We start from the raw sequence: 23266 nt of genomic DNA, 5'->3' as shown, positions 1-23266 counted from the left end.
CTAAGGCGAGGCCGACAGGCGTAGTCGATGGACAACGGGTTGATATTCCCGTACCAGTGAAGAACCGTCCATGTTGAGCCGGTGATACTAACCGCCCGAACCATCCCGAACCCCGTCTTTGACGGGGTCGGTGGTGGGGAGCGCGGGACCTGAACCGGGGAGGCAAGCGCATTAACGGGTGTGACGCAGGAAGGTAGCCGGGCCGGGCAATGGAAATGACCTGGTCTAAGGGTGTAGGGCTGCCGGTAGGTAAATCCGCCGGCTGTATGCCTGAGACCTGATGGGCGCCCACGTGGTGGGTGATCCGGTGATCCTATGCTGCCTAGAAAAGCATCGGCGCGAGGTTCAAACTGCCCGTACCCTAAACCGACACAGGTGGTCAGGTAGAGAATACTAAGGCGATCGAGAGAATCATGGTTAAGGAACTCGGCAAAATGCCCCCGTAACTTCGGGAGAAGGGGGGCCCCAACCTTGAGCACCACGTGCTGGTGTGAGGGGATCGGGGCCGCAGAGACCAGGGGGAAGCGACTGTTTATCAAAAACACAGGTCCATGCGAAGTCGTAAGACGATGTATATGGACTGACTCCTGCCCGGTGCTGGAAGGTTAAGGGGACCTGTTAGCTTCGGCGAAGCGGAGAACTTAAGCCCCAGTAAACGGCGGTGGTAACTATAACCATCCTAAGGTAGCGAAATTCCTTGTCGGGTAAGTTCCGACCTGCACGAATGGAGTAACGACTTCCCCGCTGTCTCAACCATGAACTCGGCGAAATTGCATTACGAGTAAAGATGCTCGTTACGCGCAGAAGGACGGAAAGACCCCGTGACCTTTACTATAGTTTGGTATTGGTATTCGGTGTGACTTGTGTAGGATAGGTGGGAGACTGTGAAGCGGGCACGCCAGTGTTCGTGGAGTCGCCGTTGAAATACCACTCTGGTCACTCTGGATATCTAACTTCGGCCCGTGATCCGGGTCAGGGACAGTGCCTGATGGGTAGTTTAACTGGGGCGGTTGCCTCCCAAAATGTAACGGAGGCGCCCAAAGGTTCCCTCAGCCTGGTTGGCAATCAGGTGTCGAGTGCAAGTGCACAAGGGAGCTTGACTGTGAGAGTGGCAGCTCGAGCAGGGACGAAAGTCGGGACTAGTGATCCGGCGGCTCGTTGTGGAACGGCCGTCGCTCAACGGATAAAAGGTACCTCGGGGATAACAGGCTGATCTTGCCCAAGAGTCCATATCGACGGCATGGTTTGGCACCTCGATGTCGGCTCGTCGCATCCTGGGGCTGGAGTAGGTCCCAAGGGTTGGGCTGTTCGCCCATTAAAGCGGTACGCGAGCTGGGTTCAGAACGTCGTGAGACAGTTCGGTCCCTATCCTCTGCGCGCGTTGGAAATTTGAGAAGGTCTGTCCTTAGTACGAGAGGACCGGGACGGACGAACCTCTGGTATGTCAGTTGTACCGCCAGGTGCATGGCTGATTAGCTACGTTCGGGATGGATAACCGCTGAAAGCATCTAAGCGGGAAGCCGGCTTCGAGATGAGATTTCCTTGCCCCTTTGAGGGTGTGAGGCCCCCAGCTAGAACACTGGGTTGATAGGCTGGATGTGGAAGCGAGGACTGAAGACTCGTGAAGCTGACCAGTACTAATAGGCCGATGACTTACACACACTCTTATCCTATTGCTTGCTTCAAGGTGATGGGTTGGTGTTCGCGTCCACTGTGCGGTTGTCTGATTGCAACCGGCTGTCTGCTTGTTGGTGGGTGGTTGAGGTGTTTTGAGTTGAATAGTGTCACTGTTGTGTGACCCGTAGGTTTCCCTGCTGTTGCCCGTGTTGAGGGTGGTGGTGTGGGGTTAGGGTTACGGCGGTCATAGCGTGGGGGAAACGCCCGGTTCCATTCCGAACCCGGAAGCTAAGGCCCACAGCGCCGATGGTACTGCAGCCGGGAGGTTGTGGGAGAGTAGGTCGCCGCCGGACATTCTTTGAGGGAGGGCCTCGCACCGTTGGGTGCGAGGCCCTTCCCGCATTTCTGGACTGCTTTCCCCGCAAGGACGGTCTGCCACAGGCTCCGGGCACTAGCCTGGTCCCCTGAGGACCCGGCCGCGAGGCCGGCACATGAGGAACAGAGACCGCGTTCCCGCGGACCGTCGCGGCGTGACGCCCAGGAAGGACACCATGGCTGAGGACACCCCCCGAGAGCGCCGCGAGGACCGCGGATCCGAGGGCCGCGGGCCCCGTGGTGGCGGTGATGGCCGGCGTCGTGGCGGTGACCGCGACGGACGTCCTCGCAGCGGTGCCGGTGACCGGCGCCGCTCCGGCGGGCCTCACGAGGACCGGCGGCGCGGCCCGGGCCAGGGGGGCGGACGCCCCGAGCGCCGCGGTGCGCCGACGGGCCCTCGTCGCGAGGACCGCGCCGAACGACCCGCGCACAATCCCGGTGACCTCCGAGCGGCGAATCGTGCGGACCAGGAGCGCTCTCCGGACATCGACCCGGACGTGACGGGCCAGGAGCTCGACCGCGGCACGCTCAAGGAGATCAACGGCCTTGACGAGCGTCCTGCCAGCTGGGTCGCCAAGCATCTCGTGATGGCCGGCCGCTACCTGGACGTCGACCCGGCGCTGGCGTTCCAGCACGCCCTCGCCGCGTCCCGCAAGGGCGGCCGCCTCTCACGCGTGCGCGAGGCAGTCGCGCTCACCGCCTACGCGGCGGGGGAGTACGCCGACGCGCTGCGCGAGTTCCGCACCTACCGGCGCATGACGGGCGACGACACCCACATCGCCGCGCAGGTGGACAGCGAGCGTGCCCTCGGCCGCACGGAGAAGGCCCTGCAGCTGGCCGCCGAGGTGGATGCCTCGCGTCTGGACCGGGCGGCGCGGGCCGAGCTGGCCATGGTCGTCTCCGGCATCCGCGAGGACGCCGGCGACCTTCAGGGTGCCCATGAGGCCCTGCAGATCCCGGAACTGGACCGGCGGCGCGGCTACCCCTTCTCTCCCCGGCTGTTCCAGCGTCAGGCCGACGTGCTGCTCGCCCTGGGGCGCCGCGACGAGGCTCGGCTCTGGGCGCGTGCCGTGCGCGTCGCGGAGAAGGCCCTCGGCGTGGGCGGGTTCGCGGACCCGGAGATCATCGACGTGGACACCGAGCCGGTCGAGGACCCCCGGGACCGCCGCCCGTCCCCCCGCGAACGGCGCCACGAGCGGTATGCGGCCGAGGCCGGTGCGGAGCCGACGGCGGACGGATCCCCGGCCGAGGAGCCGGAGGCCGCCACGGAGCCGACCGAGGCGCCCCGGCCGGAGGCCGCCGCAGAGCCGCCGGCCGCCGTCGACGCGCCGGACGAGGTCGACCCGAACCAGCTGTCGCTGTTCGACGCCCTCGAGGCCCCGGAGGCGGACGAGCGGTGAGCGCCACGTTCTTCGCCGGTCACGACGGGCTGCTGTGCGACCTGGACGGCGTCGTCTACGCCGGAGGCGGCGCGATCGCCGGGGCGGTCGAGACGCTGTCGACGCTGCAGGAACGGGGCGTGCCGGTCGGGTTCGTGACGAACAACGCCTCCCGCGCGCCGGAGTCTGTGGCCGAGCATCTCCGCACGCTCGGGGTGCCCGCGCAGGCGGGGCAGGTCTTCGGCTCCGCACCGGCGGGCGTCGACCTGCTCGAGGAGACGCTCGGCCGCCGCACCGGCCGGGTGCTCGTGGTCGGCTCGGCGTACCTGCGCGCCGTGGTCGAGGAGCGGGGCTACGAGGTGGTCGCGTCCGCGGCGCAGCGTCCCGACGCGGTGATCCAGGGCTTCGACCCCGGTCTCGGCTGGGCCGATCTGGCGGAGGCGGCGTACGCCGTGCGCGCCGGGGCCACCTGGGTCGCCACCAACCTGGACACCTCGATCCCGCGCGCGGAGGGGATCGCCCCCGGCAACGGGGCCCTCGTCGAGGCGGTGGGCCGGGCCACCGGCACCGCGCCCGTCGCGGCGGGCAAGCCCGAGCCACGACTGTTCCGGACGGCGGCCGAGGCCCTCGGCCTGGCCCGTCCCCTCGTGGTCGGCGACCGCCTGGACACGGACATCCGCGGCGGCAACGCGGCGGGGTTCGACACGGTGCTCGTCCTGACCGGCATCGACACGCGCGAGACCGCGGCCGCCGCCCCCGGGCCGGACCGGCCCACGTGGGTCCGTGCGCACCTGCCCGCTCTGCTCGCCGGCGGGGCCGAGGCCTTCGCGGACCCACGGCGTGGCTGAGACCGCACGCGCCGACGTCGCCCTGGCCGCCCGGGGCCTGGCCCGCTCCCGCACGGAGGGCGCGGCGCTCATCCGCGCGGGGCAGGTCCTCCTCGACGGCCGCCCGGTGCGCCGGCCCTCCGACCGCGTGGCCGCCGACGCCACGCTGCGCCTGCGCGACCCGGGCCCGCGGTACGTCTCCCGTGCGGCCCACAAGCTCGTCAGCGCGCTCGAGGCATTCCCGGACGTCGCCGTGGCCGGCCGCCGGGCGCTCGACGCCGGGGCCTCCACCGGCGGATTCACCCAGGTCCTCCTCGAGCGGGGCGCCGAACGGGTGGCCGCCGTCGACGTGGGCCACGACCAGCTGGCCCCGCCCGTCCGGGCCGACCCCCGCGTCCTCGTGCGCGAGGGGCTCAACGTCCGCGACCTCAGGGCCGAGGACATCGACGGTCCGGTGGACCTGGTGGTCTCCGACCTGTCCTTCATCTCGCTGCGCCTCGTCCTCGCCCCGCTCGCGGGCGTGTGCCGACCCGGCGCGGAGCTGCTGCTCATGGTCAAGCCCCAGTTCGAGGTCGGGCGGCGCGCCCTGCCGCGCTCCGGCGTCGTCACCGATCCGGACGCCCGCCGCGACGCCGTCGCCGGGGTGGCCGCGGCCGCGCTGGGCGCCGGCCTCGCCCCCCGCGGCCTCACCCGATCCGGCCTGGCCGGCCAGGACGGGAACGCCGAGTTCTTCCTGCGGCTCCACCGCCCCGACGCCACCGCGGCCGACGACCCGGCCGGCAGGACGAGCCCGGCCACGCCCGCCGACGAGCGCGCCGCCGGGTGGGTCCGGGGCGCCCACATCGACTGGTCCTGACCCGCGTCCGGGGGGGCGCCGCCCGTCCACGGGCGCGGGGCCACCGGTTCGCGTGTCCGATCTCGTGGCTATCCTGGAGCGCAGTGCCCGGCACCCCGGCTCGCGGAAGGAACCATGCCCTACACCCCCGGACGTCGTGTCCTCGTCCTGACCCACACGGGCCGCGAGGACGCCATCAGCGCGGCGCTGCAGGCCACCCGCATGTTCGCGGAGGAGGGCCTGGTCAGCGTCATGCTCGAACAGGACGTGGCCGCCATCCGCGCGGCCGCGGGGGACCCCCCGGAGTTCGCGCCGGAGGCCCTCGGGGTCGACTGCGAGCTCGAGGACATCACCCTCGGCCTCGTCCTCGGCGGCGACGGCTCGGTGCTGCGGGCGGCCGACTTCGTCCGCGGCCACAACGTGCCACTGCTGGCGGTGAACCTGGGCCACGTCGGCTTCCTCGCCGAGTCCGAGCGCACCGACCTGCACCGCACCGTCCAGGCGATCGCCTCGGAGTCCTACGTAGTGATCGAGCGCATGGCCCTGGACGTCGTCGTGCTCGTGGAGGGCCGCGAGGTGGCCCGCACGTGGGCCCTCAACGAGGCCTCCGTGGAGAAGTCCCACCGGGAGCGGATGCTCGAGGTGGTCGTCTCCGTGGACAACTCGCCGCTGACGGCCTTCGGCTGCGACGGCGTCGTCCTGGCCACCCCCACCGGCTCCACCGCCTACGCCTTCTCCGGCGGGGGCCCCGTCGTGTGGCCCTCCGTGGAGGCCCTGCTGTGCGTGCCCATCAGCGCCCACGCCCTGTTCACCCGCCCCCTCGTGGTGGGTCCGCGCTCCACGATCGGCGTGGACGTGCTCACCCGCACCCGCGAGACCGGTGTGCTGTGGTGTGACGGCCGGCGCACCGTCGAACTGCCGCCGCAGGCCCGGATCGAGGTGTCCCGGTCGGCGGAGCCGGTGCGCCTGGCCCGTCTCAACCCGACGCCCTTCGCGGAACGGCTCGTGCGCAAGTTCCGGCTGCCCACGGACGGCTGGCGCGGCCCCGTCACCGCCCAGGAGCGGGCGGGCGTGCTCCACGCGGTGGAGACCGTCGAGCCGCGGCACGCGGGGCCGCGTCCCGACGTCGTCGAACCGGCCACCATGCCGCTGTCGGTGCTCTCGCCCGCGGACATCCAGCGCCACCGCGACCGCGGGGCGCGTCACCCCGGGGAGGACGCATGATCGACCATCTGAGGATCTCGGGGCTCGGCGTGATCGGCGAGGCCACCGTGGACCTGGACCCCGGCTTCACCGTCGTCACCGGCGAGACCGGCGCCGGCAAGACCATGGTGGTCACCGCCCTGGGCCTGCTGCTCGGCGCTCGCGCCGACGCGGGCGCGGTCCGCCGGGGCTCGTCCCGTGCCGTCGTGGACGCCGGCGTCCGCCTGCCCGAGGCGCACGCCGCGCTCGCCCTCGCCGAGGACGCCGGGGCCGTGCTGGACGAGGCCGACGAGGGCGTCCGGGAGCTCGTCCTGAGCCGCAGCGTCACGGCGTCCGGGGAGGGGACCCGCTCGCGCGCCGCCGCCGGCGGGCGGACCGTGCCCGTCGGCCTGCTCGCCGAGATCGGGGCGACCCTCGTGGCCGTGCACGGCCAGAACGACCAGGTCCGCCTCCAGGGCGCCGACGCCCAGCGGCACGCCCTCGATGCGTTCGGCGGCGCCGAGCTCGCCGCGGCCCTGCGCGCCTACCGCGCGGACCACGCCGCCTGGACCGCCGCGCGTCGGGAGCGCGAGGAGCTCACCGCCCACCGCCAGGAGCGGGCCCGCGAAGCCGAGGCGCTCCAGCGCTCGCTCGAGGAGATCGACCTCGCCGAGCCGCAGGAGGGGGAGGACGAGGAGCTGCGGGCTCTCATCCGCCGGCTCGAGGACGTCGAGGAGCTGCGCGCCGCCTCGGGGGAGGCGCACGCCCGACTGGCCGGCCCCGACGTGGACGCGATGGACGAGACCCCCGGCGCCGTCAGCCTCGTGGAGGCGGCGCGGCAGGCCGTGCTCGCCGCCCCCGGCGACGACCCCGAGCTCGCCGCCGCGGCCGCGCGCCTGGCGGAGGCCGCCGTCGTGCTCTCGGACATCGCCGGCGACCTGGCCCGCTACACCGCTGACCTGGACGCCGACGCGGCCTCCGACCTCGACGCGGCCCAGTCGCGGCTGGCCGAGCTCACGCGACTGCAGCGGCTCTACGGGCCCGAGCTCGCCGACGTGATCGACTGGGCCCGGACCCAGCGTCCGCGCCTGGACGAGCTGCAGGGCGACTCCGGCCGCCTCGAGGAGCTCGAGGCGGAGGTCGACCGGCTCGACGCCGCGCTGCGCGAGCGGGCCGCGACCCTCACCGCCCTGCGCACCGAGGCCGCCGAGCGGCTCGAGACCGCGGTGACCGAGGAGCTGCACGCCCTGTTCATGCCGGACGCCTCCTTCCACGTGGGACTGACGCCGGTCGCCGGGGACGGTCTCGGCCCGTACGGCGCTGAGGACGTCACGCTCGCCCTGCGCCCCCACGCGGGCGTCGAGCCCCGGCCCCTGGGCCGCGGCGCCTCCGGCGGCGAGCTCTCCCGCGTGATGCTCGCCCTCGAGGTGGTCCTGGCCGCCACGGACCCGGTGCCCACCTTCGTGTTCGACGAGGTCGACGCCGGCGTGGGCGGTGAGGCCGCCGTGCGGATCGGGGCCCGCCTGGCCCGGCTCGCCCGCCACGTGCAGGTCATCGCCGTGACGCACCTGCCCCAGGTCGCCGCCTACGCGGACCGGCACGTGCGGGTGGAGAAGAACTCGGACCCGGCCGCGGGTGTGACCACCTCCGACGTCGTGACGCTGACGGCCGACGAACGGGTCGAGGAGCTCGCCCGCATGCTCGCCGGGCACGGGGACTCCGCGGCGGCCCGCGAGCACGCCCGGGAGCTGCTCGAGTCCTCCGCCCGCGAACGCGGCTGACCCGGTCCGCGGACGCCGCCCCGACATGAAAGGATCGCCCCATGCCTGAGATCCCCGCGTCCGCGGGACGCTCGCCCCTGCGCGACCTGCACGTCCCCCGCCCGGTGAAGAAGTCGAAGACCGTCTACGAAGGCCGAGTGTGGGACATCGCCCGGGAGTCGTTCCGCCTGGACCCGGCGGACAAGTCCCAGGATCCCCTGACCCGGGAGCTGATGGTGCACCCGGGCGCCGTGGCGATCCTCGCGGTCCGCACCAAGCTCACCACCACCGGCCCCCGCGAGCAGGTGGCCCTCGTCCGCCAGTACCGCCACCCCGTGGGCATGGAGCTGTGGGAGATCCCGGCGGGCCTGCGGGACGTGGACGGGGAGGACCTCCACCAGGTCGCCGTCCGTGAGCTGGCCGAGGAGGCCGACCTGCGCGCCCTCGAGTGGCACACCCTCGTCGACTACTACACGACCCCGGGCGGCTCCAGCGAGGCGATCCGCGTGTTCCTGGCCCGTCAGATCGAAGAGATCCCCGACGGCGAGCGGCACACCCGGCAGGACGAGGAGGCCGCCATGCCGCTCGTGTGGGTCGGCGTCGACGAGGTGACCGACGCCGTCCTGGATGGGCGCGTGCACAACCCCTCCACGGTCGTGGCGATCCTCGCCCTGTGCGCCCACCGCGCCCAGGGGTGGCGGCGCCTGCGCCCCGTGGACGCCCCCTTCGTCCCGGACCGCCACGGCCCCGGGGCGGACTGGCCCGCGTGAGCACCGACCCGGCCGCCCGGGGGAGCGGCGAGGCCGAGGCCCGTGGGAGCCGTGGGGGCCGGGGCGCGGAGTCCGCGCTCGCGGCCCCGTTCCGCCGCCACCTGGAGCACCTGGCCGTCGAGCGGGGCCTCGCCGCGAACACGCTGGCCGCCTACCGCCGCGACCTCGAGCGCTACCGCCGCTGGCTCGAAGCCCACGGGGTGCGCGCCCCCGCCGACGTCGACCCCGGCCACGTCTCCGGCTTCCTGCGGGCGCTGGGCACCGGCGAGGACGGCGGGCGGCCCCTCGCGGTCCGCTCGGCGGCCCGCGTGCTCGCGGCCGTGCGCGGCCTGCACCGGTTCTGGGCCCTCGAGGGCCTCACGCCCGCCGACCCCGCCCTCGACGTCCACCCGCCGAAGCCGGGCGCCCGCCTGCCGAAGGCGCTCCCCGTGGAGCAGGTGACGGCGCTGCTGGAGGCCGTGCCCGTCGACACCCCGGCCGGCCTGCGGGACCGCGCGCTGCTCGAGTTCCTCTACGGCACCGGCGCCCGCATCTCCGAGGTGGTCGGCCTCGACGTCGACGACGTGGTGGGGCTCGCGCAGACCGGGGACGACGGCGGCCAGCCTGTGGTCCGCCTGTTCGGCAAGGGGTCCAAGGAGCGCGTGGTGCCGATCGGCTCCTACGCGGCCGCCGCGCTCGACGCGTGGCTGGTGCGGGGACGGCCCACGATCATGGCGGGAGCCGCACGCTCCACGCCCGCCCTGTTCGTCAACGCCTGCGGCGGCCGGCTCTCCCGGCAGTCCGCGTGGGCCGTGCTGAAGCGGGCGGCCGAGCGCGCCGGCCTCGAGGCGGACGTCTCGCCCCACACCCTGCGCCACTGCTTCGCCACGCACCTGCTGGCCGGCGGCGCGGACGTCCGCGTGGTCCAGGAGCTGCTCGGGCACGCGTCCGTGACCACCACGCAGGTGTACACCCTCGTCACCGTGGACTCCCTGCGCGAGGTCTACTCCGCCGCGCATCCGCGCGCGCGCTGAGCCCCGCACCTGATACGCTCAAGATCCGTGGTGAAACGAACTTCTCGTACTCAGACGTCCACGCGCGTCACCCGTCACGTGTTCGTGACCGGCGGTGTCGCCTCCTCCCTCGGCAAGGGGCTCACGGCCTCCTCGCTCGGCCACCTGCTCAAGGCGCGCGGGCTCAGGGTGGTGATGCAGAAGCTCGACCCCTACCTCAACGTGGACCCGGGCACCATGAACCCGTTCCAGCACGGCGAGGTGTTCGTCACCGAGGACGGCGCCGAGACGGACCTGGACATCGGCCACTACGAGCGCTTCCTCGACGAGGACCTCGACGGCCTGGACAACGTGACCACCGGCCAGGTGTACTCCACCGTGATCGCCCGCGAGCGCCGCGGCGAGTACCTCGGGGACACCGTCCAGGTCATCCCGCACATCACCGACGAGATCTGCCGCCGGATGCGCCTGCCCGCGGAGCCCCGCGGCGACCGCCCCGCCCCGGACGTGATCATCACGGAGATCGGCGGCACCGTCGGCGACATCGAGTCGCAGCCCTTCCTCGAGGCCGCCCGCCAGGTCCGCCAGGACGTCGGCCGCGACGACGTCTTCTTCCTGCACGTCTCCCTCGTGCCGTACATCGGCCCCTCGCAGGAGCTCAAGACCAAGCCCACCCAGCACTCCGTGGCCGCCCTGCGCTCGATCGGCATCCAGCCGGACGCGATCGTGCTGCGCTCGGACCGGGCCGTCCCCGACGACGTCCGCGGCAAGATTGCCCGCATGTGCGACGTCCCGCAGGACGCCGTCGTCAACTGCGCCGACGCCCCCTCCATCTACGACATCCCCCGCGTCATCCACGACCAGGGCCTCGACGCCCACGTGGTGCAGTCCCTGGACCTGAAGTTCAAGGACGTGGACTGGACCGCCTGGGACGCGCTCATGGACGCCGTGCACCACCCGGAGCATGAGCTCACCGTGGCGCTCGTGGGCAAGTACGTGGACCTGCCGGACGCCTACCTGTCCGTCACCGAGGCGCTGCGCGCCGGTGGCTTCGCCCACCGGGCCAAGGTGGGCATCCGCTGGGTGGCCGCGGACGAGTGCGCCACCCCCGAGGGCGCGGCGGTGGCGCTCGCGGACGTCGACGCCGTGTGTGTGCCCGGCGGCTTCGGCGTGCGCGGGCTCGAGGGCAAGCTCGGCGCGCTGCGGCACGCCCGCGAGCAGCGGATCCCGACGCTGGGTCTGTGCCTGGGCCTGCAGTCCATGGTCATCGAGTACGCCCGCAACGTCCTCGGCCTGGAGGACGCGGACTCCACCGAGTTCGACCCGGAGACCGCCTCGCCCGTGATCGCCACCATGGCCGAGCAGGAGCAGATCGTGGCCGGCGAGGGGGACCTCGGCGGCACCATGCGCCTGGGCGCCTTCCCCGCGACCCTGCGCCCGGGCTCCGTGGTGGCCGAGGCCTACGGCACCACCGAGGTGACCGAGCGCCACCGCCACCGCTACGAGGTGAACAACGCCTACCGCGACCGCCTCGAGGAGGCCGGTCTCGCGATCTGCGGCACCTCCCCGGACGGCGCCCTCGTGGAGTTCGTGGAGCTGCCCCGGGACGTGCACCCGTACTACGTGTCCACGCAGGCCCACCCGGAGTTCTCCTCCCGGCCGACCCGCCCGCACCCGCTGTTCGCCGGCCTCGTCGCCGCCGGCCTGGCCCGCCGCGCCGACGCGGCGGCCCGGCGCTGAGGGGCCGACGACCGGCCCGACACAGTGGTCACGACACGCCGTCGCCGCGCCCGGCACGCGGCGTGTCGTGACCACTCTGCGAGGGCGTCGCACCGATGACGACACGACGACGGCGGGCCGCCCCACCCGGGGCGACCCGCCGTCGTCGTGCACGCGGCACCGCGCCGCGAGCGAATGGGGCGATGTGTCGGAGGTGATCTGCGTCTACACCTCCGACAAGTCGCCCCGACCGCCCCTCACGAGGCTCAGCCCGCCGGCAGCTCCCGCTGCTCGGGGCCGTCGTAGGCCGAGAGCGGGCGGATCAGCGCGTTCGCGGCGCGCTGCTCCATGATGTGGGCGGTCCAGCCCGTGATGCGCGAGGCGATGAACAGCGGGGTGAACATCTCCGTGTCGAAGCCCATCAGGTGGTAGGTCGGGCCGGCCGGGTAGTCGAGGTTCGGCTTGATCTGCTTGGCCTCGTCCATCGCGGACTGCAGGCCGTCGTACAGCCCGAGCATCTCCTCGCGGCCGTAGTGCTCGATCATCCGGTCCAGCGCGGCCTTCATGGTGGGCACGCGGGAGTCGCCGTTCTTGTAGACGCGGTGGCCGAAGCCCATGACCTTCTTCTTCTGGGCCAGGGCGTCCTCCATCCACGCCTTCGCTCGGGCGGCGGCGTCCTGGCGGGACTCCTCCTTCCGGATGCCGATCTCGTCGAAGGTGTGCATCACGGCCTCGTTGGCGCCGCCGTGCAGGGGGCCCTTGAGCGCGCCGATCGCACCGGTCACGGCCGAGTGCAGGTCGGAGAGCGTCGAGGTGATCACGCGCGCGGTGAAAGTCGAGGCGTTGAACGAGTGCTCTGCGTACAGCACCATCGAGACGCGGAACGCGTCCACGACCTCCGGGGCGGCCTCCTCGCCGAACGTCATCCAGAGGAAGTTCTGCGAGTAGTCCAGGTCCTCGCGCGGCTCCACCACGTCCTGGCCGCGCCGGCGGCGCTGGTCGTAGGCGACGACGGCCGGGAACGCCGCGAACAGGGCCTGGGCCTTCTCCAGCTCGGCCTCGGGGGAGGAGTCCTCCGCCTTCGGGTGGTTCGCGCCGAGCACGGACACGGCGGTGCGTCCGACGTCCATGGGGTGGCAGTCGGTGGGCAGCAGGTCGATGGCCTGCTTCACCTTCGGGTCGAGGGCACGGTGCGCGCGCTCGAAGTGCTCGAACGCGGCCAGCTCCTCGTCCGTGGGCAGCTCGCCCGTCCAGAGCAGCAGCGCGACGGCCTCGAACGAAAGCTGCGCGGCCAGGTCCTGCACGGGATAGCCGCGATACAGCAGGGAGTTCGTCTCCGGGTTGACCTTGGAGATCGCCGTGGTGTCCACGACGACGCCGGCCAGGCCCTTCTTGATCTCGGTCTCGGTCATGGTGTCCCTCCTCGGGGAGTGGGGCCCGCCCGCGCACGGGCGGGCCCGGTGACGGGTCAGAGGTCGGCGTGGTTGGCGCCGATGTCGAGCGTGGGCACGTCGAAGTTGAAGATGCCCGTGTCGAAGGCGTTGTAGCCCTCGTAGTCCACCAGCTCGTAGAGGCGGGCGCGGGTGAGCATCTGCTCCACCTGCGACTGCTGGGTGCCCTCCTCCTTGATGGCGTTGAGCACGCGCTCGGCGGCGCCCATCGCGGAGCGCAGCAGGGTGACCGGGTAGATCACCATCGCGACGCCGGCGTCGGCCAGCTGCCGGCGGGTGAACAGCTCGGACTTGCCGAACTCGGTCATGTTCGCCAGGACCGGGACCCCGAGGGGCTCCAGCTCGCGACACACGGTCTCGAACTCGCCGATGTCCTTCAGGGCCTCCGGGAAGATCGCGTCCGCACCGGCCTCCACGAGCGCCTTCATGCGGGCGATCGCGGCGTCCAGGCCCTCCACGGCACGCAGGTCGGTGCGCGCCATGATGAGGAAGTTCGGGTCCCGGCGGGCGTGGACGGCGGCGGCGATGCGCTTGACCGCGGTGTCGAGCTCCACCATGTTCTTGCCGTCGAGGTGGCCGCACCGCTTGGGGTTGAACTGGTCCTCGATGTGGCAGCCGGCCAGGCCGGCGTTCTCGAACTCCTGCACCGTGCGGGCCACGTTCATCGGCTCGCCGAAGCCGGTGTCCGCGTCGATGAGGCACGGCAGGTCCGTGAGGCGGGCGATCTGCCCGCCGCGCACGGCCACCTCGGTGAGCGTGGTCAGCCCGACGTCGGGCAGGCCCAGCTCGTTCGCGAGCACGCCGCCGGAGATGTAGACACCGGGGAAGCCCTTCTCCTGGATCAGCTTGGCGGTCAGCGGGGTGAACGCGCCCGGGAACTGCTGGGCGCCGCCCTGCTTCAGGGTCTGCCGCAGGTCGATCCGCTTCTGTTCGGCCGTCTTCGTCGAGTACAGCATCAGAACAGGCCCTTCGGGGCGGCGGCGAGGTCGGCCTCGGACAGGAACGCCGGGTCCGCCAGGATGTTCAGCTGGTCCAGCTCGCCGGGCTGCAGCTCGGCCACGCGCTCGGCGGCGGCCAGGAAGCGGTCCTGCTCCTCCTTCGAGACGATGCCCTCGGCCAGGGTGCGGAACTTCTGGATGTACTGCTCGCGGGCGAACGGCCGGGCGCCGAGCGGGTGGGCGTCGGCCACGGCGATCTCGTCGGTGATGACGGTGCCGTCCTTGAGGGTGATCTCCACCGCTCCGCCGAACGCCTTCTCCGCGAGGTCCAGCGAGTGGTAGCGGCGGGTCCACTCCGGGTCCTCCACGGTGGTCACCCGGTGCCACAGGGCCACGGTGTCCTCGCGCTGGGCGCGCTCGGGGGCGTAGGAGTCCACGTGGTGCCAGGAGCCGTCCTGCAGGGCCACGGTGAAGATGTAGGGGATCGAGTGGTCGAGGGTCTCGCGCGAGGCCGTCGGATCGTACTTCTGCGGGTCGTTGGCGCCCGAGCCGATCACGTAGTGGGTGTGGTGCGAGGTCTTGATCAGCACCGACTCGACGTTCGCCGGGTCGGTGGCCTCCGGGTGCTCCCTGTGGAGCTTGCGGGCCAGGTCGATCCAGGCCTGGGCCTGGTACTCGGCCGAGTGCTCCTTGGTGTAGGTGTCCAGGATGCCGCGCTTGGGCTCGCCCTGCTCGGGCAGCGGCACCTCGTAGGAGGCGTCCGGGCCGTCCAGCAGCCAGGCGATCACGCCGTCCTCGCCCTCGTAGATCGGGACGGGGGAGGTCTGGCCGCGCATGGCGCGGTCCACGGCCTCGACGGCCATCTTGCCGGCGAACGCCGGGGCGTGGGCCTTCCACGTGGAGATCTCGCCCTTGCGGGACTGGCGGGTGGCGGTGGTGGTGTGCAAGCCCTGGCCGATGGCCTGGAAGATGGTCTCGGTGTCCAGGCCGAGCAGGGTGCCGATGCCGGCGGAGGCGGAGGGGCCGATGTGGGCCACGTGGTCGATCTTGTGGCCGTACAGGTTGATGGACTTCACGAGGTCCACCTGGATCTCGTAGCCGGTGGCGATGCCGCGGATCAGGTCCTTGCCGGAGCGGCCGGTGTGCTGGGCGACGGCGAGGATCGGCGGGATGTTGTCGCCCGGGTGGGAGTACTCGGCGGCCAGGAACGTGTCGTGGTAGTCCAGCTCGCGGACGGCCACGCCGTTGGCCCATGCGGCCCACTCGGGGGAGACCTTCTGCTCCACACCGAACACGGAGGCGCCCGCACCGCCGGTGGAGACCGGGTGGGACAGGGCCTGGGCGCGGGCGGCGACGATCGGGCCGCGCTTCAGCGAGGCGACCGCGACGGAGGCGTTGTCGATGATCCGGTTGATGATCATCTCCTCGACCTCGGGCAGCACCTCGACGTCGTCGACGGCCACCTCGGCCAGCTTCCAGGCCAGCTGGTCCTTGCGCTCGAGGTTCTCCTCGGAGCGGTGCACGCGCACGTGATGGTTCTTCATGGTCGGTCTCCTTCGGTGGGGGTCAGCAGGGTCGGGGTCTCCTCGGCGCGGCCGCGCCGGGTCAGATGGTGGAAGGCGTGGTGCAGGTGGACCCGCGTGGTCGCCTCCGCGAGGTCTGCGGCGCCCGAGCCGACGGCGTCGGCGATGTCCGCGTGCTCCGCGGCGGAGGCCGCGAGGCGGGCCGGGTCGTCCGCGGCCAGTCGGCGCAGGCGCGCCAGGTGCAGGCGCAGGGTGCGCAGGGTGGAGACGAGGTAGGGGTTCGCGGCGGCCTCGTCCAGCCGGCTGTCCAGCTCGGCCGTCATCGCGTAGTAGTCCGCCGGGTCGGTCCCGCCGCGCAGGGCCGCCTCGGCCTCCTGGAAACGGCCCGCGAGGACCGTGAACCGCTCGGCCGCCTCCGGGGTGGCCCGCTGCGCGGCCCGGCGCGCCAGGAGGGACTCGAGGGCGATGCGCAGGTCGAACAGCTGGTCCGCCTGCTCGAGGGACAGGTCGGCGACGACGATGCCCCGGCCCGGGGCCTGCTCGGCCAGGCCGTCGGCCACCAGGCGGGAGAGCGCCTCGCGCAGAGGGGTGCGCGAGATGCCCAGGCGCTCGGCCTGCTCCACCTCGCCCAGGCCCGCGCCCGGAGGGAGGGACCAGTCGAGGATCTCCGCCCTCAGGGCCTGGTACGCCCGCTCACTCGCTCGCATGCCGCCAGTGTATACACAACAGTCCCGCCGAGGGCAGGGGGTGTGTCCGATGCGCGTGCCGGGCGACGCCGTCCACGGGGAGCGTCGTCCGGCGTGCGGGGGCTGGGTGGTGCGTCCCCGGCGCGGGTCTCGCGCGTGCCGCCACGCCTCACTGACGGGGCACGAAATGTATACAGATCCCTTGCCCCCTGTGATCCACGGCACTACCCTGGGCGCATGGCGACCCACGATGCCCCCACCGAAGACCGCCCCTCCGGCGCGTACGCCGACGCCCACGCCCGCTCCCTCCGCGACCCCGAGGGGTTCTGGCTCGACGCGGCGCGCGCCATCGACTGGACCGTCGCGCCCACGCGCGCCCTCGACGACTCCGCCGCGCCCCTGTACCGCTGGTTCCCGGACGGCGAGCTGAACACCGCCTTCAACTGCCTGGACCGGCACGTCGAGGCGGGCCGCGGGGACGCCGTCGCGCTGATCCACGACTCCGCGATGACCGGCGAGGTCACCCGCTACACGTACGCCGAGCTCACGGACGCGGTGGCCCGTCTGGCCGGCGCCCTGGCCGCGCGCGGCGTCGGCAAGGGCGACCGCGTCCTCGTGTACCTGCCGATGATCCCGCAGGCCCCCATCGCGATGCTGGCGTGCGCGCGGCTCGGCGCGGTGCACTCCGTGGTCTTCGGCGGCTTCGCCCCGCGCGAGCTCGCCTCCCGCATCGACGACGCGGCCCCCGACGTCGTGCTCACCTGCTCCGGCGGCATCGAGCCCAAGCGCCGGGTCGAATACCTGCCCGCCGTGGCCGAGGCGCTCGAGACCGCCGCGCACCCCGTGCGCACGGTGCTGGTCCACCACCGCGAGGGCTTCGAGACCGCGCTCGCGGACGCCGACGGGCGCGGTGGCGCGAGCTGGGAGGACTGGGGCGAGGCCGTCGCGGCCGCCGAGCCGGCCGACTGCGTCCCGGTGCAGGCCACCGACCCGCTGTACGTGCTCTACACCTCGGGCACCACGGGCAAGCCGAAGGGCGTCGTCCGGGACAACGGGGGCCACGCCGTCGCCCTGCGCTGGACCATGGAGCACATCTACGACGTCGGCCCGGGGGAGGCGATGTGCACGGCCTCGGACGTGGGCTGGGTCGTGGGGCACTCCTACATCGTCTACGGCCCGCTGCTGGCCGGGGCCACCACGGTCATGTACGAGGGCAAGCCCGTGGGCACGCCCGACGCCGGCGCGTTCTGGCGGCTCATCGAGGACCATGGCGTGCGCTCCTTCTTCACGGCCCCCACGGCGCTGCGCGCGATCCGCCGCGCCGACCCCGAGGGCGAGCTGCTCCAGGCCCACGACCTGTCCTCCCTGCGGCACTTCTTCGCCGCGGGCGAGCGCCTGGACCCGGAGACGCAGCGGTGGATCGAGGGCCTGCTGGGCATGCCGGTGATCGACCACTGGTGGCAGACCGAGACCGGGTGGGCCATCGCGGCGAACCCGGTGGGCCTGGAGCAGCTGCCGGTGAAGATCGGCTCGTCCTCGGTGCCCTCGCCGGGCGTCGATCTCGTGGTCCTGGACGGCCTGGGCGAGCCCGTGCCCGCCGGGACCGAGGGCAACATCGCCCTGCGGCTGCCGCTGCCCCCGGGCACCCTGCCCACCCTGTGGGGCGACGACCAGCGCTACATCGACTCCTACCTCAGCGCGTTCCCCGGCCATTACGCGACCGGTGACTCCGGCGTCGTGGACGAGGACGGCTACGTGTTCGTGCTCGGCCGCACCGACGACGTCATCAACGTCTCCGGGCACCGGCTGTCCACGGGCGTCCTCGAGGCCGCCCTGGCCGCCCACCCGGCGGTGGCCGAATGTGCCGTGATCGGCATCGCGGACCCGCTCAAGGGCCAGCGGCCCTCGGGCTACGTGGTCCTCAAGTCCGGCGTCGAGACGCCCGAGGCCGGCTCCGAGGCCGAGGCCGCGCTCCTGGACGAGCTGCGTCAGGCGGTGCGCCGCGAGGTGGGCCCGGTGGCGGACTTCCGCGACGTCGTCGTGGTGGACGCGCTGCCCAAGACCCGCTCGGGCAAGATCCTGCGCAAGACCATGCGGCAGATGGCCGACGGCGAGGAGTACGCGGTGCCCTCGACCATTGAGGACCCCGCCGTGCTCGAGGCCCTGGCCGGGGTGCTGCGCCCGGCCCGCTGAGCCCCGCTCACGTGCGGCCGGCCCAGCGGTACTCCTGCTCGGGCCGGCCACGGCCGCCGTGCCGGGCCGAGCGCCGCACCCGGCGGATCCGCTCGAGGTGCTCGAGGTAGCGCCGGGCCGTCACGCGGGAGATGCCCAGGCGCTCGCCCACCTCGGCCGCGCTCAGGGCGGTCTCCGGGTCCGCCCCCAGCAGCTCCACCACCTCGCGCAGGGTGCTCTCGGTCAGCCCCTTGGGCAGGGCCTCGGCGCGCCGCTCGCGGGAGACGCGGAAGACGGCGTCCACCTGCTCCTGGCCGTCGAGGGCGCCGTCGCCGGCCAGCATCGCCGAGGCGGCGCGGAACCCGCCCAGCCGATCCGCGAACTCGTCGAACCCGAACGGCTTCACGAGGTACTGCGTCACGCCGTACGCGACGGCCCGGCGCACCACCGGCAGGTCGGTGGCCGCGGTGAGCGCCAGCACCCCGCCGTGGAAGCCCGCCGCGCGCAGTTGGTGCAGGAAGTCCAGGCCGTGCCCGTCCGGCAGGTTCATGTCCAGCAGCACGACGTCGAACGGGAAGCGCCCGTCCGCGTGCAGGCCCGCCGCGGCGACCTGCCGCGCGGCCAACAGGGAGCCGGCCACCGCGGCCACCTCGAAGCCCGGCAGCCGGTCCAGGTGCGCCACGTAGGTCTCGGCCGTCAGCTGCTCGTCCTCGACGACGAGCACCCGGTACGGGCGGGCGGTCATATCTCCTCCTGGGGTCGGGGGGTGCGGGGCACCTCGACGGTGAACACGGTGCCCGAGTCGGTCGCGACGTCCGCGACCCCGCCGGCCTCCTCCGCGATCCGCCGCGTCAGCCACAGCCCCATGCCGCGTCCGGCGGCGCCGACGGGCTTCGTCGACCAGCCCCGGTCGAAGAGTCGGCCGCGGTCCGCGTCGGAGGGTCCGGGGCCGCCGTCGGCCACCTTGCACGAGCAGGCCCGCGGCGTCCGAGACCACCTCGACGTCGACCCACCGGTCTGCCGCGGACAGGTCGGGTGCGGCGGCCGCGTCGAGGGCGTTGTCCACCAGGTTGCCCAGCGCGGTCAGCAGGGCGGCGAGGACGTCGTCGGAGGCCTCCTCGTCCGCGGCGCGTCGGGACAGCACGGCGCGGGCCGCCTCCAACCGGCCCGACTCGACGAGGGCGAGGGCGGTGTGCAGCTGGTTGGCGTGCTCATGCGTCTGCGCGCGCAGCGCCGTGGTCAGGGTGTGGGCCACGGTGAGCTCGTCGCCGAGCCGCTGCAGGTCGGTGCGGTCGTGCAGGACGAGCACGCGCGATCCCGCCGGGGCGGTGGTCACGCCCTCGCGGGCGGCCGCGGCGAGGGCCGTCGGCGGGACCGACCCGCCGGGGTCGGAACGGCCGGGCGACCGCACGACACGCTGCTGCACCACGAGGACCCGCCCGCCGGCGGCGAGGCTCGCCTCGCCGCTGACCGCGCCCGGCAGGGCCGCGGAGAGCTCGGTGGGCAGTCGAGGCTCGCCCGCGCTCTCCCAGCCGAGCAGGCGCGCGGCGGCGTCGTTGTGCAGGCGGGCCCGCCCGTCCGGGGCGAGGACCACGACGCCGGCCTCGAGCGAGTCCATGGCCGTCTCCGCCAGCAGGAACTGCTCGGCGATCTGCTCGGGGCCGCGTCCGAGCGTCACCCGGTTCAGATACCGGCCCACGAGCCAGGCGACGAGCAGGCCGACGGCGGCCACGGCGGCCGAGCCGAGCAGGATGCCGGGGATCTGGGCCTGGGCCATGATGGCGACATCGGAGATCTGCACGCCCGTCGTGACCACGCCCAGGACGGTGCCGTCCTCCGGGTCCACGACCGGTGCGAGCGCGCGCACCGAACGGCCCGCCGCACCGGTGCTCGAGAGCTCCACGACGGTGTCCCCGGCGACGACGGCGTCCACCGGCTTCGGGTAGCGGACACCGACCTGCTCGGGGCGCCAGCTCGCCAACCGCATCCCGTCCGGGTCCATCACGGTCAGCCACGAGACCTGTGCCTCGGCGATCCAGCCGTCGATCCCGGCCTGCAAGGCGGGGGCGTCGCCGGCCCGCAGGGCCGAGACGAGCGCGGGGTCGCGCGCCACGAGGGTGGTGACGCCCTGGACGTGGCGCTCCTCGACGCGCTGGGCCACCTCGCGGGCCTGGAGGTAGGCGCTCCACACGCTGAACAGGGCGATGGCCGCCACGAGCGCCACGTGGACCACGGCGATCCGCCGGGCGATCGACCACGGGTGGCGCATGCCTCTCCTCCCTCGGGCCGGCGACGCGCCGGTCCACCCCCACGATCCTGCAGTCCGCCGGCCGCCGTGACCACTATGACCGCAATCGTGACCGACACCACCCGGGGCCGCGAGAGTGGTCACATCCCTCCCGCGCCGCTGCGGACCGCTCGGCGGCGCCCCACCACCGCAGAGAACGGAACGCCCGATGGCGCACACCCCACCGGCCGAGACCTCGGCCCCGCCGGCCCCGGCGGGAAGAAGGACCGCACCCACTGGCTGTACATCGCCGTGATCGCCTCGGTGGTGCTGGGCGCCGCCGTCGGCCTGCTCTTCCCCGAGTTCGGCAAGTCCCTCAAGCCGCTGGGCGACGGCTTCGTCTCCCTCATCAAGATGATGATCGGCCCGGTCATCTTCTGCACGATCGTCCTCGGCGTCGGCTCGATCGCCAAGGCCGCGACCGTCGGCCGCGTGGGCGGCATCGCCCTGGTCTACTTCATGGCGATGTCCACGTTCGCGCTGGCCGTCGGCCTCGTCGTCGGCAACCTCATCCACCCCGGCGAGGGCCTCAAGCTGACGCCCTACGACCCGAACAAGCCCACGGCCGCGGTGGACGGCACCGTCCAGTTCCTGCTGGACATCATCCCCGGCTCCCTGCCGATGCTGCCCACCCTGTTCATCGCCCTGCTCGTGGGCTTCGCCCTGCAGCAGATGGGCCCGGCCGACGCCCCGCTGCTGCGTGGTCTCACGCTGATCCAGGGCGTCGTGTTCCGCATCCTCATGATGGTGATGTGGGTCGCCCCGATCGGCGCCTTCGGTGCGATCGCCGCCGTCGTCGGCTCCACGGGCTGGTCCGCGATCGGCGCCATGGCGCTGCTCATGGGCGCCTTCTACCTGACCTGCATCGCCTTCATCGTGGTGGTGCTCGGCACCGTCCTGAAGGTCGTGACCGGCCTGAGCATCCTGTCCCTCATGAAGTACCTGGGCCGGGAGTACCTGCTCATCTTCGCCACCAGCTCCTCCGAGACCGCCCTGCCCCGCCTGATCGCCAAGATGGAGCACGCCGGCGTGGACAAGTCCGTCGTGGGCGTGACCGTGCCCACCGGCTACTCCTTCAACCTGGACGGCACCGCCATCTACCTGACCATGGCCGCGCTCTTCGTCTCCAACGCGATGGGCGCGGAGATGAACCTCGGCGAGCAGATCGGCCTGCTGGTCTTCATGATCATCGCCTCGAAGGGCGCGGCCGGCGTCACCGGCGCGGGCATGGCCACGCTCGCCGCCGGCCTGCAGGCGCACCGACCCGAGCTGCTCGGCGGCATGGGCGTGATCGTGGGCATCGACAAGTTCATGTCCGAGGCCCGCGCCCTGACCAACTTCACCGGCAACGCCGTGGCCACGCTCCTCGTCGGCCGCTGGGTGGGCGAGCTCGACGGCGAGCGTGCCCGGCGCGTCCTCAGCGGCGAGCTGCAGTTCGACGAGGCGACCGTGGCCGGCCACGACGGCGCCGCGCACGACCCGCAGCAGTCCCCGACGATCGCCGAGCAGGCCTACGAGGGTCACCCCGACTCCAGCCTGAACTTCGCCATGGCCGCCGACGGCGACCGGAACCCCGCCCGCTGACGGAGGCGGCGGGCCCGCGCGGCACGCCGCACCGTCGACCACCGGCGACGCCGGGGACGAGCCTGGACACCGGCCCGTCCCCGGCGTCGCCGTCGTCCCGGGAACGCCAGGCACTAGGGTGGGGGAAGATCCGGACACGCCGACGACGGCGGCCGCGGCGCGCCGCGGCCCGCGGCCGGGCGTGCAGACCACCGTGGAAGGAGCCGGCGCCGCCGTGACCTCGAGAGAACCGATCCCCGTGATGACCATCCACGGCGAGCCCGTGCTCGGGCCCACCGGCCGGCCCAAGCACGACTTCCCCGAGCCCGCGCCCCTGACCTCGCACGGCCCGGCGCGGATCATCTCGATGGTGAACCAGAAGGGCGGCGTCGGGAAGACGACCTCCACCATCAACCTGGGCGCCGCGCTCGCGGGCTACGGCCGCAGGGTGCTCATGGTGGACTTCGACCCGCAGGGCGCCCTCTCGGCCGGCCTGGGCGCGAACCCGCACGAGCTCGACACCACGGTGTACAACGTGCTCATGGAGCGGTCGGTGACCGCGAAGGACGCGATCCTGTCGACGGACTTCGAGAACATGGACCTGCTGCCGGCCAACATCGACCTGTCCGCGGCCGAGGTGCAGCTCGTCAACGAGGTGGCCCGCGAGCAGGTCCTCGAGCGCGCGCTGCGCCAGGTCCGCGACGACTACGACGTGGTCCTCATCGACTGCCAGCCCTCGCTGGGCCTGCTGACCGTCAACGCGCTGACCGCCTCGCACGGCGTGATCATCCCGCTGACCGCCGAGTTCTTCGCGCTGCGCGCGGTCGCCCTGCTCGTCGAGACGATCGAGAAGGTGCAGGACCGGCTCAACCCGGACCTGGAGATCGACGGCGTGCTGGCCACGATGTTCGACCAGCGAACCCTGCACTCCAAGGAGGTCGTGGGCTCGCTGGTGGCCGGCTTCGGGGACCGCGTGTTCGAGACCGTCATCAAGCGGTCCATCAAGTTCGCCGACGCCACGGTGGCGGCCACGCCCATCACCCTGTTCGCCGAGAACCACGACGGCGCCAAGGCCTACCGGCAGCTCGCCCGCGAGCTGATCTGCCGCGGCGGCGCGCCGTGACCGTCGGCTGAGCGCCGACGACGCCGGCCCGGTCCCGTCGCGGGACCGGGCCGGTTCTCTGCGCGCT

Annotated in this window: 16 protein-coding genes and 2 rRNA genes; 13 read left to right on the top strand and 5 right to left on the bottom strand. The window is 72.6% G+C overall.

What is annotated here, in order from left to right:
* The 10 genes from O3T09_RS10745 to O3T09_RS10700 all read left to right on the top strand — a co-directional run.
* Positions 1–1661 (top strand): 23S ribosomal RNA (locus O3T09_RS10745); the annotation flags it as partial.
* A 192-nt stretch (positions 1662–1853) separates the two neighbouring features.
* Positions 1854–1970, top strand: a 5S ribosomal RNA gene (gene rrf / locus O3T09_RS10740).
* A gap of 519 nt (positions 1971–2489) precedes the next feature.
* Positions 2490–3392, top strand: a complete 903-nt coding sequence (locus O3T09_RS10735) for a hypothetical protein (RefSeq protein WP_223247459.1) — start codon at positions 2490–2492, stop codon at positions 3390–3392.
* Positions 3389–4219 (top strand): HAD-IIA family hydrolase, encoded by an 831-nt coding sequence (locus O3T09_RS10730; protein WP_049147786.1) that lies wholly within the window; start codon positions 3389–3391, stop codon positions 4217–4219. The genes O3T09_RS10735 and O3T09_RS10730 overlap by 4 nt, the downstream gene beginning before the upstream one ends.
* Positions 4212–5054, top strand: coding sequence for a TlyA family RNA methyltransferase (locus O3T09_RS10725; RefSeq protein WP_044659883.1), 843 nt, complete (start codon positions 4212–4214; stop codon positions 5052–5054). Before O3T09_RS10730 ends, O3T09_RS10725 begins: the two co-directional genes overlap by 8 nt.
* Before the next feature lie 114 nt (positions 5055–5168).
* Complete coding sequence (locus O3T09_RS10720) at positions 5169–6257, top strand: NAD kinase (protein ID WP_036383271.1); 1089 nt, start codon at positions 5169–5171, stop codon at positions 6255–6257.
* Positions 6254–7996, top strand: coding sequence for a DNA repair protein RecN (recN, locus tag O3T09_RS10715; protein WP_250202788.1), 1743 nt, complete (start codon positions 6254–6256; stop codon positions 7994–7996). Before O3T09_RS10720 ends, recN begins: the two co-directional genes overlap by 4 nt.
* A gap of 41 nt (positions 7997–8037) precedes the next feature.
* Positions 8038–8745 carry an NUDIX domain-containing protein gene (locus O3T09_RS10710; protein ID WP_101966169.1) on the top strand — a complete coding sequence of 236 codons (708 nt, stop codon included), beginning with the start codon at positions 8038–8040 and terminating at the stop codon, positions 8743–8745.
* Complete coding sequence (gene xerD, locus O3T09_RS10705) at positions 8742–9758, top strand: site-specific tyrosine recombinase XerD (RefSeq protein WP_269295540.1); 1017 nt, start codon at positions 8742–8744, stop codon at positions 9756–9758. Before O3T09_RS10710 ends, xerD begins: the two co-directional genes overlap by 4 nt.
* Before the next feature lie 9 nt (positions 9759–9767).
* Positions 9768–11477, top strand: coding sequence for a CTP synthase (locus O3T09_RS10700; protein WP_078025592.1), 1710 nt, complete (start codon positions 9768–9770; stop codon positions 11475–11477).
* Positions 11478–11722: 245 nt separating this feature from the next.
* On the opposite strand, the gene O3T09_RS10695 is transcribed toward O3T09_RS10700, so the two are convergent.
* From O3T09_RS10695 to O3T09_RS10680, 4 genes are read right to left on the bottom strand one after another with little or no spacing between them, the layout of a single operon-like run.
* Complete coding sequence (locus tag O3T09_RS10695) at positions 11723–12868, bottom strand: bifunctional 2-methylcitrate synthase/citrate synthase (RefSeq protein WP_078025593.1); 1146 nt, start codon at positions 12866–12868, stop codon at positions 11723–11725.
* A 56-nt stretch (positions 12869–12924) separates the two neighbouring features.
* Positions 12925–13863 (bottom strand): methylisocitrate lyase, encoded by a 939-nt coding sequence (prpB, locus tag O3T09_RS10690; protein ID WP_101966167.1) that lies wholly within the window; start codon positions 13861–13863, stop codon positions 12925–12927.
* The gene (locus O3T09_RS10685; protein ID WP_036315722.1) at positions 13863–15389 is read right to left on the bottom strand and encodes an MmgE/PrpD family protein; all 1527 of its coding nucleotides are present in this window, start codon (positions 15387–15389) and stop codon (positions 13863–13865) included. The genes prpB and O3T09_RS10685 overlap by 1 nt, the downstream gene beginning before the upstream one ends.
* Positions 15386–16075 (bottom strand): GntR family transcriptional regulator, encoded by a 690-nt coding sequence (locus O3T09_RS10680; protein ID WP_020628108.1) that lies wholly within the window; start codon positions 16073–16075, stop codon positions 15386–15388. Before O3T09_RS10680 ends, O3T09_RS10685 begins: the two co-directional genes overlap by 4 nt.
* Positions 16076–16291: 216 nt before the next feature.
* Between O3T09_RS10680 and O3T09_RS10675 the strand changes: the two genes are divergently transcribed.
* Positions 16292–18247 (top strand): AMP-binding protein, encoded by a 1956-nt coding sequence (locus tag O3T09_RS10675; RefSeq protein WP_036338137.1) that lies wholly within the window; start codon positions 16292–16294, stop codon positions 18245–18247.
* A 7-nt stretch (positions 18248–18254) separates the two neighbouring features.
* Here the strand turns inward: O3T09_RS10675 and O3T09_RS11855 are convergent, their stop codons facing one another.
* Complete coding sequence (locus tag O3T09_RS11855) at positions 18255–20495, bottom strand: response regulator (protein WP_434543502.1); 2241 nt, start codon at positions 20493–20495, stop codon at positions 18255–18257.
* A gap of 270 nt (positions 20496–20765) precedes the next feature.
* On the opposite strand from O3T09_RS11855, the gene O3T09_RS10655 reads away from it, so the two are divergent.
* Both O3T09_RS10655 and O3T09_RS10650 read left to right on the top strand, forming a co-directional pair.
* Positions 20766–22097: a cation:dicarboxylate symporter family transporter gene (locus O3T09_RS10655; protein ID WP_251393491.1), complete on the top strand. Its 1332-nt coding sequence runs from the start codon at positions 20766–20768 to the stop codon at positions 22095–22097.
* A gap of 241 nt (positions 22098–22338) precedes the next feature.
* Positions 22339–23199 carry a ParA family protein gene (locus O3T09_RS10650; RefSeq protein WP_036315755.1) on the top strand — a complete coding sequence of 287 codons (861 nt, stop codon included), beginning with the start codon at positions 22339–22341 and terminating at the stop codon, positions 23197–23199.
* Positions 23200–23266: the final 67 nt, after the last annotated feature.

It is taken from the genome of Micrococcus sp. H39-S4 (assembly GCF_027158145.1).
GTDB lineage: Bacteria > Actinomycetota > Actinomycetes > Actinomycetales > Micrococcaceae > Micrococcus > Micrococcus luteus.
The sequence above is the reverse complement of the archived record's forward strand: the minus strand, read 5'-3'. Positions and strand labels throughout refer to the sequence as shown.